Origin of the sequence: Ensifer sp. B1-9 (assembly GCF_050474445.1) — a bacterium.
Taxonomy (GTDB): domain Bacteria; phylum Pseudomonadota; class Alphaproteobacteria; order Rhizobiales; family Rhizobiaceae; genus Ensifer.
The window spans coordinates 44,142-58,453 of record NZ_JBCHVG010000003.1; the positions used below are offsets into that span (position 1 = coordinate 44,142).

At 62.9% G+C, this 14,312-nt stretch carries 13 protein-coding genes and 2 pseudogenes; 11 read left to right on the top strand and 4 right to left on the bottom strand.

Annotated elements, in window-relative coordinates; genetic code table 11:
- Positions 1-564: 564 nt before the first annotated feature.
- Together ACQ5BM_RS05945 and ACQ5BM_RS05950 are read right to left on the bottom strand one after the other, a co-directional pair.
- Complete coding sequence (locus tag ACQ5BM_RS05945; protein WP_429809082.1) at positions 565-999, bottom strand: thioesterase family protein; 435 nt, start codon at positions 997-999, stop codon at positions 565-567.
- Positions 996-1,685 (bottom strand): TetR/AcrR family transcriptional regulator, encoded by a 690-nt coding sequence (locus tag ACQ5BM_RS05950; protein ID WP_429809085.1) that lies wholly within the window; start codon positions 1,683-1,685, stop codon positions 996-998. Before ACQ5BM_RS05950 ends, ACQ5BM_RS05945 begins: the two co-directional genes overlap by 4 nt.
- A gap of 79 nt (positions 1,686-1,764) precedes the next feature.
- Between ACQ5BM_RS05950 and ACQ5BM_RS05955 the strand changes: the two genes are divergently transcribed.
- From ACQ5BM_RS05955 to ACQ5BM_RS06000, 10 genes and pseudogenes are all read left to right on the top strand, one after another.
- The gene (locus ACQ5BM_RS05955) at positions 1,765-2,172 is read left to right on the top strand and encodes a hypothetical protein (protein ID WP_429809088.1); all 408 of its coding nucleotides are present in this window, start codon (positions 1,765-1,767) and stop codon (positions 2,170-2,172) included.
- 12 nt (positions 2,173-2,184) lie between these two features.
- The gene (locus ACQ5BM_RS05960) at positions 2,185-3,282 is read left to right on the top strand and encodes an efflux RND transporter periplasmic adaptor subunit (protein WP_429809091.1); all 1,098 of its coding nucleotides are present in this window, start codon (positions 2,185-2,187) and stop codon (positions 3,280-3,282) included.
- The gene (locus ACQ5BM_RS05965) at positions 3,279-4,340 is read left to right on the top strand and encodes an efflux RND transporter periplasmic adaptor subunit (protein WP_429809094.1); all 1,062 of its coding nucleotides are present in this window, start codon (positions 3,279-3,281) and stop codon (positions 4,338-4,340) included. Before ACQ5BM_RS05960 ends, ACQ5BM_RS05965 begins: the two co-directional genes overlap by 4 nt.
- A gap of 5 nt (positions 4,341-4,345) precedes the next feature.
- Positions 4,346-7,465 (top strand): efflux RND transporter permease subunit, encoded by a 3,120-nt coding sequence (locus ACQ5BM_RS05970; RefSeq protein ID WP_429809097.1) that lies wholly within the window; start codon positions 4,346-4,348, stop codon positions 7,463-7,465.
- A gap of 63 nt (positions 7,466-7,528) precedes the next feature.
- Positions 7,529-7,711: a hypothetical protein gene (locus tag ACQ5BM_RS05975; protein ID WP_429809100.1), complete on the top strand. Its 183-nt coding sequence runs from the start codon at positions 7,529-7,531 to the stop codon at positions 7,709-7,711.
- 181 nt (positions 7,712-7,892) lie between these two features.
- A complete protein-coding gene (aac(3), locus tag ACQ5BM_RS05980; RefSeq protein ID WP_429809102.1) occupies positions 7,893-8,744 on the top strand; it encodes an aminoglycoside 3-N-acetyltransferase in 852 nt (283 codons plus the stop codon).
- Positions 8,745-8,761: 17 nt separating this feature from the next.
- On the top strand, positions 8,762-9,307 hold the full coding sequence (locus ACQ5BM_RS05985) for an AAA family ATPase (RefSeq protein WP_429809105.1): 546 nt from the start codon (positions 8,762-8,764) through the stop codon (positions 9,305-9,307).
- 286 nt (positions 9,308-9,593) lie between these two features.
- The gene (locus ACQ5BM_RS05990; protein WP_429809108.1) at positions 9,594-10,007 is read left to right on the top strand and encodes a SyrB-like regulator; all 414 of its coding nucleotides are present in this window, start codon (positions 9,594-9,596) and stop codon (positions 10,005-10,007) included.
- A gap of 111 nt (positions 10,008-10,118) precedes the next feature.
- Positions 10,119-10,661, top strand: a complete 543-nt coding sequence (locus ACQ5BM_RS05995; protein ID WP_429809111.1) for a hypothetical protein — start codon at positions 10,119-10,121, stop codon at positions 10,659-10,661.
- An 86-nt stretch (positions 10,662-10,747) separates the two neighbouring features.
- A pseudogene (locus ACQ5BM_RS06000) lies at positions 10,748-11,014 on the top strand (hypothetical protein).
- 818 nt (positions 11,015-11,832) lie between these two features.
- Here the strand turns inward: ACQ5BM_RS06000 and ACQ5BM_RS06005 are convergent.
- A pseudogene (locus ACQ5BM_RS06005) lies at positions 11,833-12,305 on the bottom strand (hypothetical protein).
- 150 nt (positions 12,306-12,455) lie between these two features.
- On the opposite strand from ACQ5BM_RS06005, the gene ACQ5BM_RS06010 reads away from it, so the two are divergent.
- Positions 12,456-12,878, top strand: coding sequence for a winged helix-turn-helix transcriptional regulator (locus ACQ5BM_RS06010; protein WP_429809114.1), 423 nt, complete (start codon positions 12,456-12,458; stop codon positions 12,876-12,878).
- 304 nt (positions 12,879-13,182) lie between these two features.
- Here the strand turns inward: ACQ5BM_RS06010 and ACQ5BM_RS06015 are convergent, their stop codons facing one another.
- On the bottom strand, positions 13,183-14,196 hold the full coding sequence (locus ACQ5BM_RS06015) for a methyltransferase (protein ID WP_429809116.1): 1,014 nt from the start codon (positions 14,194-14,196) through the stop codon (positions 13,183-13,185).
- Between the last annotated feature and the right edge of the window lie 116 nt (positions 14,197-14,312).

Below are 14,312 nucleotides of genomic sequence, written 5' to 3' on the forward strand. Positions count from 1 at the left end.
CACGGCTGCTCGCGCATCCAGGCCGATATGATTGAGGCGGCCCCGGAGATCGAATGCGCAGGCGATCGCCTGGCTGGGCTGCCGGAACCCGGCGACAAGCCCGAAATCCTGGAGGTCGATCGCCTCACCATCGGGGCACGAAGCTGCCGAATGGCGTAAAGGGCCTTCAGAGGGAAACAGCGATCCATGGAAATGAGGAAGATTCGGATATGCCGGATGGCCGGGCCGTGGACCATCTCAAGGTGAGAAGCGGCAACTCGCTCGCCCATCCCCGGATCAATTATAGCGCTCGAGCCTGCATCCGCTTTTCGCGCAAACCGGCCGCCTCGATGATCCGCCGAGATGTCCACTTCTGGAAATCACTAGGACGCGAGCTATGTCGGGGATGAAGGCGCGAAGTCATCATCTGGCGTGCGGAAATGAGGTCGGCTTCGGGTCAACCTTCGTCTCCTACAGGTCTCCGCATTCGAGTGGCGTTTCAACAGGCGTCGATGGCAAGCAGCTGTGGAACTCGAGCTTCCGCTTCACGACCTAAGTGCAGTCATCGATCCAACCATGGGACCGTTACGCCGCGCCCTTCGTCTCCGCTGCCTTTCTTGCAACACGTGCCATGAAGCGATCGGTCTCGACCAGGAAGCGATCATGGTAACCTTGGGAAATGACTTCTACTTCATCGCGACAAGTGACTCCGAACCGCAGTGCTCGACCCGAAAAAGACAGTAACTTGACGTCCGCCGTAACTGCCATGCCGACCGGGGTCGCTGCGGAATGGCTCAGATCGACATGGACTCCGACCGTTCGTTGTCCAGCGCTCAAATAGGGTCGCAGCGCCTCTATACAGGTCCACTCGACAAAACCGACGAGAAACGCTGTCGCAAAGACGGGAGGCATGTCGGCGAACCCTGTGAACGCGCTGGAGACAGCAGGCACGGTTAGGTGCTCGCCGATAACGATAGTCTGCCGATGAGTCAGACCGGGCAGTAACGGAGTGGAGATCACCTTTTGCCTCCCGAGGGGTTTGCCCGTGGCTGCGGCCCGCAGCCACGCAAAAATATGTCTACTGCCGCCGCCACATGTTTTTTCAGAGCGGCGTGACTGAGCGGCATACCGATGACGGCCTTGTTACGCGGCGTGGCGACGACAAGATCAAGAAAGGCAGCCGCAGCGCTTGCGGGCTTGCTATAGAACGGCAACCTTCCGCTCTTGTGCCAGTGCGCAAATAGTCGTGTGAGGAAGGCTAAGACGCGACCCGACCCTTCCCCATAGAGCTTGGCAAGGCCGGGAAAACGGCTGCTCTCCGCGACGACCAGGCGATAGATGCCGAGCGATTCTTCCGCCGTGGCGAGTGTGGCGAGCCGGTCGCCGATCTTGATGAGGAATAGCCGTGGCTCGGTCTCGTCGGCTTCGGCATCGAGCTCGCTGATCAGATTCGGCAGTGCTCTTTCCATCAGCCTTCGCACGGCGGCCGTCAGGATCTCGTTCTTGTTGCGATAGCGGCTGTAGACCGTCTTGGTGGACGCGCCGGCTGCGCGCACGATGCGGTCCATCGTGGTCTGCGCGTAGCCTTGATCGAGAAAGACAGCCATCGCCGCGTCGAGCAGCCGGTCGGGCAGCCGCGCGGCCTCCTCGGCGGAGAGCCGGCCCGAGCCGCTGCGCTGCGATCCGTCAGTTGCCTTTTGATCCATTCCAGAACGTCCTTTCCTGTCGGGCCGGGCGAGCGGCCATGCCGGCCTCAGCCCTTGGTCGCATTCAGGAAAATATCAGTTGACAATCGGAAAGAAAAGGCTTTCTTTTTATAGGAAAGAAAATAGTTTCTTTCTTAATGAGACGCATCCGCATCTCGAATGCCCGCTGCAGGCCGACGCCTCGGCGGATCCGGGCGCCGTGGGTCACGGCGCGAGGACGCCAGTCGCGGCCGCACTGCGAGACAACACAAGTAGGAAGACGACCATGACGTACACAGCCGGATCCCGGCCCGCGCCGGACACCCTCAAGACCTCCCTGCCCCTCGTTGCAGCGGCGTTGACGTCGCTTTCGCAAACGATTGATGCCGAGTTTCGCCGGCGCCGCGCAGAGCGCGATCTCAGCCTGCTCGACGATCGCGCGCTTCGCGACATCGGCCTCGTCCGCCGAGAGATCGGCTACGCGGCGCGCAACGACATCGAGCGCTGAAAGGGCACCTCCATGGGCACGCTGCCACACGCCGCCGCTGCATGCTGCATCATCGCATGCCTGGCCCTGTCCTCGACCAGCCTCACCGCCTGCTCGGACGAGACGGCTCTCGAGCATCCGCCGCAAATGGTGCGCGCGATCGCCGTCGAGCTAGCCGACCACACACAGACGGTGACGCTGACCGGCGAAATCAGGCCGCAGGTCGAGAGCGTGCAGGCCTTCCGTGTCGGTGGCCGTGTCGTCGGCCGCGTTGTGGACACCGGCGACCATGTCGAGGTCGGGCAGCTGCTCGCCAGCCTCGATCCAGACGAGCTTCAGACCAGCGTGTCATCGGCCGAAGCAGCCGTGGATGCGGCCAAAGCCCAGCATAGCCAGGCGGCGTCCGCCTTCGCCAGACAGCAGGCGCTGCTCGCCAGCGGATTCACCACGCGCCGCGCCTATGACCAGGCTGACGAGGCGATGCGGACGTCCCGCGCCGTGCTCGACCAAGCCGTGGCCAAGCTCGACGCCGCCCGCGACCAGCTTACGCACGCCGAACTGCGTGCAGCTATCGCGGGGATCGTGACGGCTCGCAATGTCGAGGCCGGGCAGGTGGTGCAGGCGGCGCAGCCGATGTTCACTATCGCCGGTGACGGGCCGAGGGATGCCGTCTTCAGCGTCAACGAGTCGATCTTCTCGCGCGAGCCGGAGGAGCCCTCCGTCGCGATCGCGCTGGTCTCCGACCGCGGTGTCAGGACGAGGGGTACGCTGCGCGAGGTGTCGCCGGCGCTGAGCGCAGCCGGGACGATGATAGTGAAGGTCGGCCTCGCCAACCCGCCGGCGCAGATGGAACTCGGGGCCGCGGTAAGCGGGATCGCGAAGTTCCGCTCCGGGAAGGTGATCATGCTGCCGTGGCAGTCGCTTGCTTCGAGCGGCGGCAAACCGGCGGTATGGATAGCCGACCCCACCAGTAAGGCCGTCAGCCTGAGGCCCGTGACCGTCGACCGCTACGACGCCGGGCAGGTGATCATCCGCAACGGGCTCGCGCCCGGCGAGATCGTGGTGACGGCCGGCTCGCAGCTGCTGCGGCCCGGCCAGCTGGTCGAATTCGCCGATGGAGTTAAGTCATGAAGCAGCGTCTGATCATTTCCGCAAGCCTGGTCCTCGCGCTCGCCGCCTGCAAGGAAGAACAAGTGAAGGCCAAGCCCGAGATCCAGCCCGTCCTGGCCGTCGTCGCCAGGTCTGGGCACCACGATCTCTCGAGCTTCACCGGCACCATCGAGCCGCGCACTCAGGTAGGCCTCGGCTTCCGCATGCTTGGCCGCGTCGTTGAGCAGAAGGCCGCAGTTGGCGCGTTTGTTCACAAGGGCGACGTGCTGGCCAGGCTCGACCCGGTTGCACTCAAGCTTGCTGTTCGTGCGGCGGAAGCGGAAGTCTGCCTCGCAGAGGCGCGCTTCGCCAATGCCAAGGCCAGCGCCGCGCGCGTGCGCGCCCTGTTGAAGCGCGACGCCGCCTCGAAGGTGCAGGTCGAGCTTGCCGAAGAGGCGCTCTCGACCGCCGACGCCGGGCTCGCCGACGCCCGCGCCAGGCTCGCGGAAGCCCGGGAGCAGCTTGGTTACACAGTGCTCGCAGCAGGGTTCGACGGCGTGGTCACCTCGGTGCAGACGGAGGTCGGCCAGGTCGCGTCACCGGGGCAGCCGGTCGTCACCGTTGCCGGCTCCAACGCGCCCGAGGCCGTCGTCGACGTGCCCACAGAACTCGCCCGCGCCATGGCGCCGGGCGACCTTTTCGAGATTGCGCTGCAGGTCGAGAGCACCGTCGTCGTCGGCACGCTCCGCGAGATCGCGCCCCAATCCGATCAGGCGACGCGCACGCGCCGGCTGCGCATCTCGCTGGGCGGCGCCACCGACAGCTTCCGGCTCGGCACGATCGTCACCGCAACGCCGAAGCACAGGACAGCCTCGCATGTCGAGCTGCCGGCCTCCGGCCTGGTCGAGCGCGACGGCAAGCAGATGGTCTGGGTCATCGACCCAGCCTCCAGCAAGGTCTCGCTGCGCGAAGTGAAGATCGCCGCGCGCAGCGACGCAAGCATCGAAGTGGCGGAAGGCATCGCCGACGGCAGCCAGGTAGTCGTCGCCGGCGTGCACAGCCTGAGGCCGGGACAGCTGGTCAGGATCTCGGAGGAATGATTGCGATGGGCAGGTTCAACCTTTCGGAATGGGCGCTCCGGCACAAGTCGCTCGTCTGGTACTTCATGATCGCGTCAATGATCGCCGGGGTGATGAGCTACATCAATCTCGGCCGCGAGGAGGACCCGGCCTTCACGATCAAGACCATGATCGTGAAGGCCGGCTGGCCGGGCGCATCGGCCGAAGAGATGATCCGCCAGGTCACTGACCGCATTGAGCGCAAGCTCGAAGAGCTGGAGCCGCTCGACTACACGCGCTCGATCACCACGCCGGGTGAAACCACGATCTTCATCAACCTCAAGGACTCCACCAAGGCGCGGGATATTTCGGCAGTCTGGAGCCAGGCCCGCAATATGGTTGGCGACATACGCTCCCAGCTGCCGCAGGGCACGGTCGGGCCGTTCTTCAACGACCGCTTCGGCGATGTGTACGGCAATATCTATGCCTTCACCTTTGATGGGGTCAGCATGCGCCAGCTGCGCGACTACATCGAGGACGTGCGGGCGAAGCTGCTCACGATCCCCAACATCGGGAAGGTCGAACTGATCGGCGCGCAGGACGAGGTGATCTACCTCGAATTCTCGACGCGCCAGATCGCGGCCCTCGGTCTCGACCAGCAGACCATCCTGCGCACGTTGCAGGGTCAGAACGCGATTACGCCCTCCGGGGTCATACAGGCCGGCCCGGAGCGCATCAGCGTGCGAGTCGGCGGCCAGTTCATCGACGAGGAGAGCCTTCGTTCGATCAACCTCAGGGTCAACGACCGCTTCTTCCGGTTGGCCGACATCGCCACCGTCAAGCGCGGCTATGCCGACCCGCCGCAGCCCATGTTCCGCTTCAACGGGAAGCCGGCGATCGGGCTGGCCATCGGCATGCGCACCAACGGCAATTTGCTGGAGTTCGGCAAGACGCTGGAAGAGCGCATGGAGAAGATTGCGAAGGAGCTGCCGGCCGGCATCGGCGTGCACCTCGTTGCCGACCAGCCGGTCGTGGTCGACGAAGCTGTCGGCGGCTTCACGCAGGCGCTGTTCGAGGCGGTGGTCATCGTGCTGGTGGTCAGCTTCGTGAGCTTGGGGATGCGCGCCGGCTTCGTGGTCGCGCTGTCGATCCCACTGGTGCTGGCGATGACCTTCATGGCCATGGCCTATCTCGGCATCTCGCTGCAACGCATCTCGCTCGGCGCCCTGATCATCGCGCTCGGCCTTTTGGTCGATGACGCGATGATCGCGGTCGAAACGATGGTGTCCCGGCTGGAGCACGGCGATTCGCTAACGAAGGCCGCGACATTCGCCTACACCTCGACCGCATTTCCCATGCTGACGGGCACGCTGGTGACGGTCGCCGGCTTCATCCCGATCGGCCTCAACGGCAGCGCGCCCGGTGAATACACCTTCACGCTGTTCGTCGTGATTGCGCTGTCGCTCTTGATTTCGTGGATCGTCGCGGTGCTGTTCACGCCGCTGATCGGCGTGACCTTGCTGCCCGCAAGGATGAAGGTCCATCACGGCAAGCCGAGCCGCGTCAACGCGGGCTTCAAGGCAATGCTCCTGTTTGCCATGCGCCGGCGCTGGCTCACCATTGTCGCGACGATTGCAGCCTTCGCCTGCGCGATCCTCGGCATGCACTTCGTCCAGCACCAGTTCTTTCCGGCGTCCGACCGGCCCGAGCTGATCGTCGACTGGACTCTTACGCAGAACAGCTCGATCGCCGAGACGAAGGCGCAGATGGAGCGCTTCGAGCAGTCACTTGCCGGCGATCTCGACATCGACCATTGGTCGAGCTACATCGGGCAGGGTGCGCCGCGCTTCGTCCTCTCTTTCGATGTGCAGCCGGCCAACCCGTATTTCGGCCAGATGGTGATCGTCACCAAGGGGTCGGAGGCGCGCGAACGCGTGAGAGCGCGGCTCACGGAGGTCCTGCGCCGCGACTTCGTCGGCACCGATGCCTTCATCAAGCGCTTGGAACTCGGGCCGCCCGTCGGGCGTCCGGTGCAGTACCGGATCAGCGGTCCCAACATCGAGCAGGTGCGCGAGCTGTCGCAGAAGCTGGCGGCCGCGATCGCCGGGAATCACGATCTTGGCGACGTCACCTATGACTGGATGGGGCCGTCGCGCGTACTGAAGATCGACGTGCTGCAGGACAAGGCGCGTCAGCTCGGCATCAGTTCGGATGACGTTGCCTCGGCGGTGAACCGGGTGGTGAGTGGCGTCACAGCGACGCAGGTGCGCGACGACATCTATCTCGTCAACGTGGTCGGCCGCGCACGCGCCGAGGAGCGGCAGTCGATCGACACGCTCGAAAATCTGCAGCTGCCGACGCGCGGCGGCCAGTCGGTGCCGTTGGCTGCGCTCGCGACCTTCCGCTACGAGCTGGAGCAGCCGGTCATCTGGCGGCGCAGCCGCGTCCCGACGCTCACCATCAGCGCCGGCATCGTGAGCACGGCGCAGCCGGCGACGGTGGTGGCGGAACTGGCGCCTGTCGTTGAAAAGTTCGTTGACGAGCTGCCGGCGGGGTACACGGTCGCTACCGCCGGCTCGGTCGAGCAGAGCGCCAAGGGGCAGGGTCCGATCGCCGCTGTCGTGCCGCTCATGCTGTTCGTCATGGCGACAATCCTGATGATCCAGGTGCAGAGCTTCCAGCGCTTGTTCCTGGTCGTCGCGGCGGCGCCGCTCGGACTGATCGGCGTGGTGGCCGCGCTCGCCCCCAGCGGTGCGCCGCTCGGCTTCGTCGCGATCCTCGGCGTGCTCGCGCTGATCGGCATCCTGATCCGCAACTCGGTGATCTTGATCGTGCAGATCGAGGAGTTGCGCAGCCAGGGCCATGCGCCGTGGGACGCCGTCGTCGAGGCTACCATCACGCGCATGCGGCCGATCATGCTTACTGCCGCAGCGGCCAGCCTCGGCCTTATCCCGATCGCCCGCGAGGTGTTTTGGGGGCCGATGGCCTACGCGATGATGGGCGGCATCATCGTCGGCACATTGATCACGCTGCTGTTCCTTCCGGCGCTCTACGTCGCCTGGTTCAGGATCAAGGCGCCCTCCGCAGCCGTGACAGCACAGGCCGACGAGCAGGCGCTCGCGCCTGCCCTGCTGCAGACCCGAAGCCTGCCGACCGCGGCCGAATGAAGAAGGCCGGCCGTTTTCTCGGAGGCCGGCCGGTATAGAACCTGTCGATCAATGGAGCTCACGATGTCCAACGCAACACGCGCACTGATACTCCGCGCCAATGCGATCTTTCTGCTGTTCGCTTCCAGCGTCGCTTTCCTCGCGGATATCGCCGGCAGCTTCTTCGCGGCCGGCCCCGTGGCGGCTCTGTTCAGCCAAACGCCATATCTCGCCATCGGCTCGGCCGAGAAACGCGAACGGGATTGAGATCGCTACCTTGGGCAGCGGGGCCTGCACCATAATGGGCCCCGCCACGCAGGCGCGCGACGGAGGCGAAACGGGCAGCACGCGGATGAACCCAACCGGAAACGAGGCCGTAGAATGAGGAACGAAAGAAAGAGCGCTGTTGCATAGGTACGGTATCTTGCGGTGTAGAGGAGAGATCACCATGCATACACGAGGGTCGATAATAGAGGCGCTTCAGAAACTTGGCGTCCAGCTCGGAGACCTAATAATGGTGCATGCGTCATTGAAGGCGATTGGTCCGGTCGAAGGAGGAGCAGAGACCGTCGTTGCGGCGCTACGGTCGGCTGTGGGGCCGTCTGGCACAGTGATGGGCTACGCATCGTGGGACAAATCACCGTATGAGGAAACGCTGAATGGCGCTCGATTGGATGATGAAGCCCGTCGCTCCTGGCCGCCGTTCGATCCGGAAACGGCGGGTACGTACCGCGGGTTCGGTCTGCTGAATCAGTTTCTTGTTCAAGCTCCGGGCGCCCGGCGCAGCGCACACCCAGATGCATCTATGGTCGCGGTTGGCGCGCTCGCAGAGACGTTGGCGCAGCCTCACGAACTCGGTCATGCCTTGGGCGAAGGATCGCCCGTCGAACGGTTTGTCCGCCTGGGCGGCAAGGTTCTCCTATTGGGGGCGCCGCTGAACTCCGTTACCGCGTTGCATTACGCCGAGGCGGTTGCGGATATCCCCAACAAGCGCAGAGTGACATACGAGATGCCGATGGCTGGAAGCGACGGTGAGATCGTATGGAAAACAGCAGCGGATTTCGATTCCAACGGCATTCTCGATTGCTTTGCCATTGAAGGAGAGCCGGACGCGGTAGAAACAATCGCAACCGCCTACGTGCAGCTCGGTCGTCATCGAGACGGAATCGTTGGTTCCGCGCCGTGCTACTTATTCGACGCCCGGGACATCGTATCTTTCGGCGTCACCTATCTTGAGCAGCATTTCGGGTCCGCTCCAGTTCCCGCGCGCGAAGGAGTGCAGCTCTCATACGAGCCGTGAGGCGAGAGGCCATCGACATGATCGTCTGGATCAACGGACCCTTCGGGGCCGGAAAGACAACCCTTGCCGAGAGACTGCGCGATCGTCGACCCGGATCGCTGATCTTCGACCCCGAAGAGATCGGCTTCGTGGTGAAGGCGACCGTCCCCACGCCAGCGAGCGGGGACTATCAGGATCTTCCCGTGTGGAGGGGGCTGACGATTGCGGCCATCAGAGAGATTCGAAGGCATTACTCGCAGGACATATTCGTCCCTATGACCCTGGTGCAACCAGAGTATCTTGATGAGATCCTTGACGGCGTAATGCGCGTCGACGATCAGTTTTTGCATATCTTCCTGACGCTCAACGAGGATCTCCTGCGTCACCGTATAGCGAACCAGGCCATGCATCCCGATCCGAACCGAAATGCAGAGATTCGAGGCTGGCGGTTGGCGAATGTCGCCCGATGCTTGGCTGCCAGGGAAAAGCTCCCCCCCCCCGAGACACAAATTCTCGATAGTGGCGCTCATACGCCCGACGAACTCTCGGAAATGGTTCTCGACGCGATCGATGGGACGACCTGATCACCTGCGATGCCGCGCGGCACCCGATGCTTGGAGACTTGGGCTGCGGACCTGAGCCTATGCGGCGGCTCATCATCCACGAACGATATAGTGGTTATGGTGCGGACGACAGGACTCGAACCCGTACTCTCACAGAAGTAGATTTTCGTACCACGAGTTTCGCCGCCGCCTTTTGGCGTTCGTGGTCGCCGTCTTTTGACAGCCGGGTTGTTGCGGACCGGAGAGTCTCATTGACTCTGCTTTTTCCTCGTTGGAAATAAGCCCGATAGTTGCAGAGGGAACAGCCATGGAAGACGACAACAACATCGAGACCGTCGAGACGACGACCGCCCCAGCGGAAATTGCGCCGCCGAAAAAGCGCCGGGGCCCGAAGCCGAAGAACGTCGCAGCGGAAGCGACCGCCGAAGCCCCAAAGGCAGATAGTGTCCAGACGGGAAGGGGACGCCGGAAGAATTCCGCGACGTCGGCCGAAGGCGTGACCGCTGTCGCGACCAGCGGTAGGACCTCGACAAAGAACAGCGCCAAGGGCGCCGGAAAGACCCGAGCGCCGAAGCAAACCACCGCAGCGGCAGCTCCGGTCCTTGACGACATCGCGGACCTGCTCCAGCTCGAAGAAGAGAATGCGCGACTCCGTAAGGCGCTGGCTGAAAAGCTGCGGGCCGAGAACGCGGACCTGCGCAAGCGGCTCGGACTTTCCTGATCGTTTTCGGTGATGGCCGATCGGTCTGCGCGATCGGCCTCCTCCGACATTTGGGTGGCTTCCCGGTCCTAGCAATGGGTGCCGACGCCACCGCGTGAGATGACGGCCACGATGAAGTCACCCTGGAAATACCTGGCCAGTTTGGCGACTTTTGGCCGGACAATCAAGGAGCCTGTGAGCCCCCCAGAAGCCGAAACTTCGAAGCCGGACCAACCATCGCTCGCGCCGGAAGAGGGCGCGCCGGTGCCATGGGATCGAACCGACGACGCTGCAAGCGCGGCAGTCGACGTGCCCGACAAGCCGACAGACCCGATCGGTAACCTCGTTGTTCCGGTCGAAATCATCGAGCAGGTGTCCGCGGCCATTACGGTCGATTCGCCGCGCGTCGACGATCACGCGTCGGAACGCGCACAATCGGCGCGCCTGAGAAAAGTGCAGCGGCGCGTCAGGAAGCCAAGAGCCAGGCCCGTTGCTGTGGTTAAAGCGATGCAGCCGAAGCAAGCGCCTATCGTCGTGCGGCCGCCACCGACGTTGTCCGACGAAGTTGCTGCTCTGGATGAAGAGGTCCGGCAACTCAGGCGGCAGCTCACAGAAAAGCTGCGGCTGCAGAACGAACAGCTTCAAGGATTGCTGAAGCGGTTTGACAGATCGTGATCTGGACGCGCGCTTTTTAACGCTCGTTTGACCCGAGTACGACAAACGCAACATTGAAGTGGCATAGTATCCACACGTTCCCCGCCATGTCTTCCATTCCCGCCGCCAACGAGATCGAGAAGCTGACGCCGCACGAGATGAGCCGTCTTCTTGACCGGTCTGTCGACACGATCCGCAATATGCGCGAGTAGAGCGAAAGGGTTGGTAGTCGGCGGGCGAGGGACGTTCTGATCGACTTGCTGGTTGCGTCGTCGCGTGCCCGAGACTTGTCACCAGAGGACGCGAGAGATGCTCTTCTCGATGCGGCGGACCTCATCCGGGCGCTGCGGATCATGCAAGACGGTGAGGAATGAGCTCAGTATCGGCTCGAGCGCGATGTCAGCGCAATCTCCATTCGTGCGCCATACGTTCTCACAGTCGGGTTGCGCATCTCGCCCGTGTCCGCCCGGCCGAGTGACGCCGGAAGCAGCTGTTGCCGCTTACACATCTTGCTGCCGTCTCAAGGCTTCCTATCTGACATAGCAGCCTCGACATGGAGCCTCGAGATGGATCAACAAGGCAGACAAGTGGTCTCCGACCATCCAATCGAAATCATACCGCCGAAGCGCGACAACAGGAGGGCGCGCGACACCGTCACCTGCCTCTGTTGTCAGAAGAAGCGCCCAGCGACGAGCATGGACTCAGACAGTTGTGGGATCTGTGAAGAGTGTCTCGCGCCCTGACACTGTCAGCGTGCGCATATCGCGCCTAGTCCGCTAGCATCGATCCTGTGCCTGGTTCAAGCAGCAATCTATCCTCAACGCGAGGCGGGGCCCTTCATAGCCCGGATGCCTTGGCGAGATTGACCCGGAAACGGTCGCGCCGGCGCTGATATTTGCGGTCATTTCCGCGCTTGCATGGCTGTGTTTTTGCTTGCCGATTTCAGTTGCTCCCGTAACCTGCAAATATGTCCATTGATTTTTCACCTTGCGACTTCGGTCGGGGGCCTGGGAGTGGCGGCAGGTGTTCGTGACGGTTGACGGAACATGTGGGTCCTGAACTATACGGTGAAGGAACGTTAAAGACCGCGCCGATCGCCTGGAACGCACGGAGCGACAACCAAACGCGTCGCCAAGTCTTCGGCCCAAAGCGAAGTTCTCGCTTTGGGCCAGAGTAGAAATCCAGACGCTTGTTAGTTCTTGCGCGCCGCCCGCTCGACACTGGCTGCAAAGAACGGGGTTTCACCTTGGTTATGCGCGATCGACATCGGCTGTCGTTGCGCCCGGAACACATCGAACGGAATGCCTTGCCGGTCGAGGAATGCCTTGAACTCCTCCGTAGCGCTGGATCGGACGTGGTTAGTGCACTCGCATCTCTTGTCATCGATCGCCTTGACGCTCAGTTCCCAGAGGACGTTGATCGTTGTCCGGCCCGTGGGCGTGAAAATGTCCGACACCGATTCCAGGATGAGGTGGTCCTTGCGGCCGAGCGTCTCGACATAATGCTGCACCATCAGGCTGCCGCCAATGGTTTCGACATTAATCGACATGCGCCTGCCGTCCGCAGCGGTGGTAAAGCCGGCGGCAATGTGGGCCGGAGAACAACCCTGATACTCCTGGTGATGATCGCGGTGAAGCTTGAATCGACGATTTCATGACCGCTCATGGCGAGCTCCTTGGATTTGCTAGGGTAGTTTGATTGGGTTGCCGTGGCCGCCCGGCGGGGAATTGCGCTGTGTCGTCGCAACCTGCTCAGGGCAAGGGCTTGCCGATCCGTTCGTTTACGATGTACTCGGTCGTCGGCGACCGTTAGACCGTGCTGGTCTTGCGCGAACTGACGATGAACAATCACCGTTTCGAGGAAATCCAAGCCCAGACCGGCGCAACGCCACAGATGATTGCGGCGCGTTTGAAGAAGCTCGAATCCGACGGGCTGGTCACGCGGCGTGTCTACAGCCAGCGCCTGCTACGGCATGAGTGTTGCCTGACAGAGAAGGGTGAGGCCTTCTATGCTGTTCTGCTGGCGCTGCGAGCCTGGGGCGAGACATGGTGCAAATCGCCTGAAGAAGGTCGCGCCATCAACTACACCCACCTAGCTTGTGGCGGGTCCGCGGGGCCTGGTCCCGTCTGCGAATCTTGCGGCAAGCCCTTGCGTCGCGAGGACCTCATTGCAGACCAAAATCCTGCATACCGGGCCGAACGTGAAGCGCGATATGAGGCGTTTAAAGCGAGCAGGTGAAGGTAACCTCGAGTGTAGGTACGCACGCAGTCTGAGGCACAAGTACGGCATGTCGATCTGGTGCCCTCGGCAGCGGATCGCGGCCGGTCCGCAGGTTTGCCTAATCGAAAGGAGTCTTCCGCAGCGTGCTCCGAGCCGCCCTCGTTGAGAACCTTGCCCAACTCACCCACGGGCCATGTGACACGCGAGCGCCTCAACTCAGCCGGAGCGTGCTCCAGCTGTTTTTGACCGTGGTGCTCCTCGATATCGGCCGAGGTGGCAAGGCCGGCGCGGAGCAAATGGCCGGTTTGGTTGCGGTTTCCGTTCAGTCCGGTTTGAAGCCGATCACCATCGAGTCCGGCCCCAGCAACGGCTCGACGCGCGTGGATACGAAACCGGCCTCGCGCATCCAGGCCTGGCAGTCGGCGCCGGTGTAGTCGAACCCTCCGCGGGTCTCTATCAGCATGTTCAGGCTCATCAGCAGGCCGAATGCGTTCAAGCGACGCTCGTCGTCGATGACGGCGTCGTAGACGATCACGGCCCCGCCTTTCGGCAGCGCTGCAAAGGCCTTTTCCAACAGCATCCTTTTCTCGGCAAGATCCCAGTCGTGGAGGATGTGCCCCATCACGATCACATCCGCATTCGGCATCGGGTCGTCGAAGAAGTTGCCGCTTTGGAAGCGGATGCGGTCAGCGAGGCCCTGCCGGGCGACGAACTCGTCGAATATCGGCTGCACGGTGGGCAGGTCGAAGCCGATGGCCTTAAGATGCGGATGGGCGCGCGCGATCGCCACCGGCACCATGCCTTGTGCTGCGCCCACATCGGCGAAGGTCTTGTATTTCGACCAGTCGAACCTGGCGGCGATTGCCTGTGCCACACCGGCGCTGATCCCGCTCATCGCCTCGAGGAACCCGCGCAGCCGTGCCGGCTCCGCATAGATCGCGGCGAAGAAGTCCTCGCTGTGCTTGGCTTCGTTCTGCGGCTCTCCGGTGAGCAGGGCTTCAGTCAGCGAGCCCCAGAAGCCGTAGAGCCGGGCATTGGCCATCTCGAGGATGCCGCCGATATAGGACGGCTTCGCCTTGTCGAGGAAGAGGTCCGTATCAGGGGCGTTGCGATAGCGGCCGTCCTCGCGTTCGAGCAGCTTCAGGGCCACCAGGGTGTCGAGAAAGTCGCGGGCCGAGCGGGGATGCAGTTTTAGCCTGGTCTGCAGATCCGGCAGGTCGGCCGGGCCGGCTGCAAGCTCGGTGAAGACGCAGAGTTCAACCGCGCTGAGCAGGGCCTTGGAGGCCCAGAACCCCATGCCGAGCTGCATGATTTTGTCCGGCGTCGTTGCGCCCATCGCTCGTCTCCTCGTGGATCGTGTCGTTGAACGGCATCTGGGGGTGGTGCGGAAATCGAAGCGGTCCGACGGCGCAGCGAAGCCGAGGACCTCTCGTCTTGTCGAGGCACCCTACA

What these genes read in the sequence shown, in the direction of transcription:
- ACQ5BM_RS05950 (WP_429809085.1), bottom strand. Translation starts at nt 1,685, where the DNA reads ATGGATCAAAAGGCAACTGACGGATCGCAGCGCAGCGGCTCGGGCCGG.
- ACQ5BM_RS05960 (WP_429809091.1), top strand. Translation starts at nt 2,185, where the DNA reads ATGGGCACGCTGCCACACGCCGCCGCTGCATGCTGCATCATCGCATGC.
- ACQ5BM_RS05965 (WP_429809094.1), top strand. Translation starts at nt 3,279, where the DNA reads ATGAAGCAGCGTCTGATCATTTCCGCAAGCCTGGTCCTCGCGCTCGCC.
- ACQ5BM_RS05970 (WP_429809097.1), top strand. Translation starts at nt 4,346, where the DNA reads ATGGGCAGGTTCAACCTTTCGGAATGGGCGCTCCGGCACAAGTCGCTC.
- ACQ5BM_RS05975 (WP_429809100.1), top strand. Translation starts at nt 7,529, where the DNA reads ATGTCCAACGCAACACGCGCACTGATACTCCGCGCCAATGCGATCTTT.
- ACQ5BM_RS05985 (WP_429809105.1), top strand. Translation starts at nt 8,762, where the DNA reads ATGATCGTCTGGATCAACGGACCCTTCGGGGCCGGAAAGACAACCCTT.
- ACQ5BM_RS05990 (WP_429809108.1), top strand. Translation starts at nt 9,594, where the DNA reads ATGGAAGACGACAACAACATCGAGACCGTCGAGACGACGACCGCCCCA.
- ACQ5BM_RS05995 (WP_429809111.1), top strand. Translation starts at nt 10,119, where the DNA reads ATGAAGTCACCCTGGAAATACCTGGCCAGTTTGGCGACTTTTGGCCGG.
- ACQ5BM_RS06015 (WP_429809116.1), bottom strand. Translation starts at nt 14,196, where the DNA reads ATGGGCGCAACGACGCCGGACAAAATCATGCAGCTCGGCATGGGGTTC.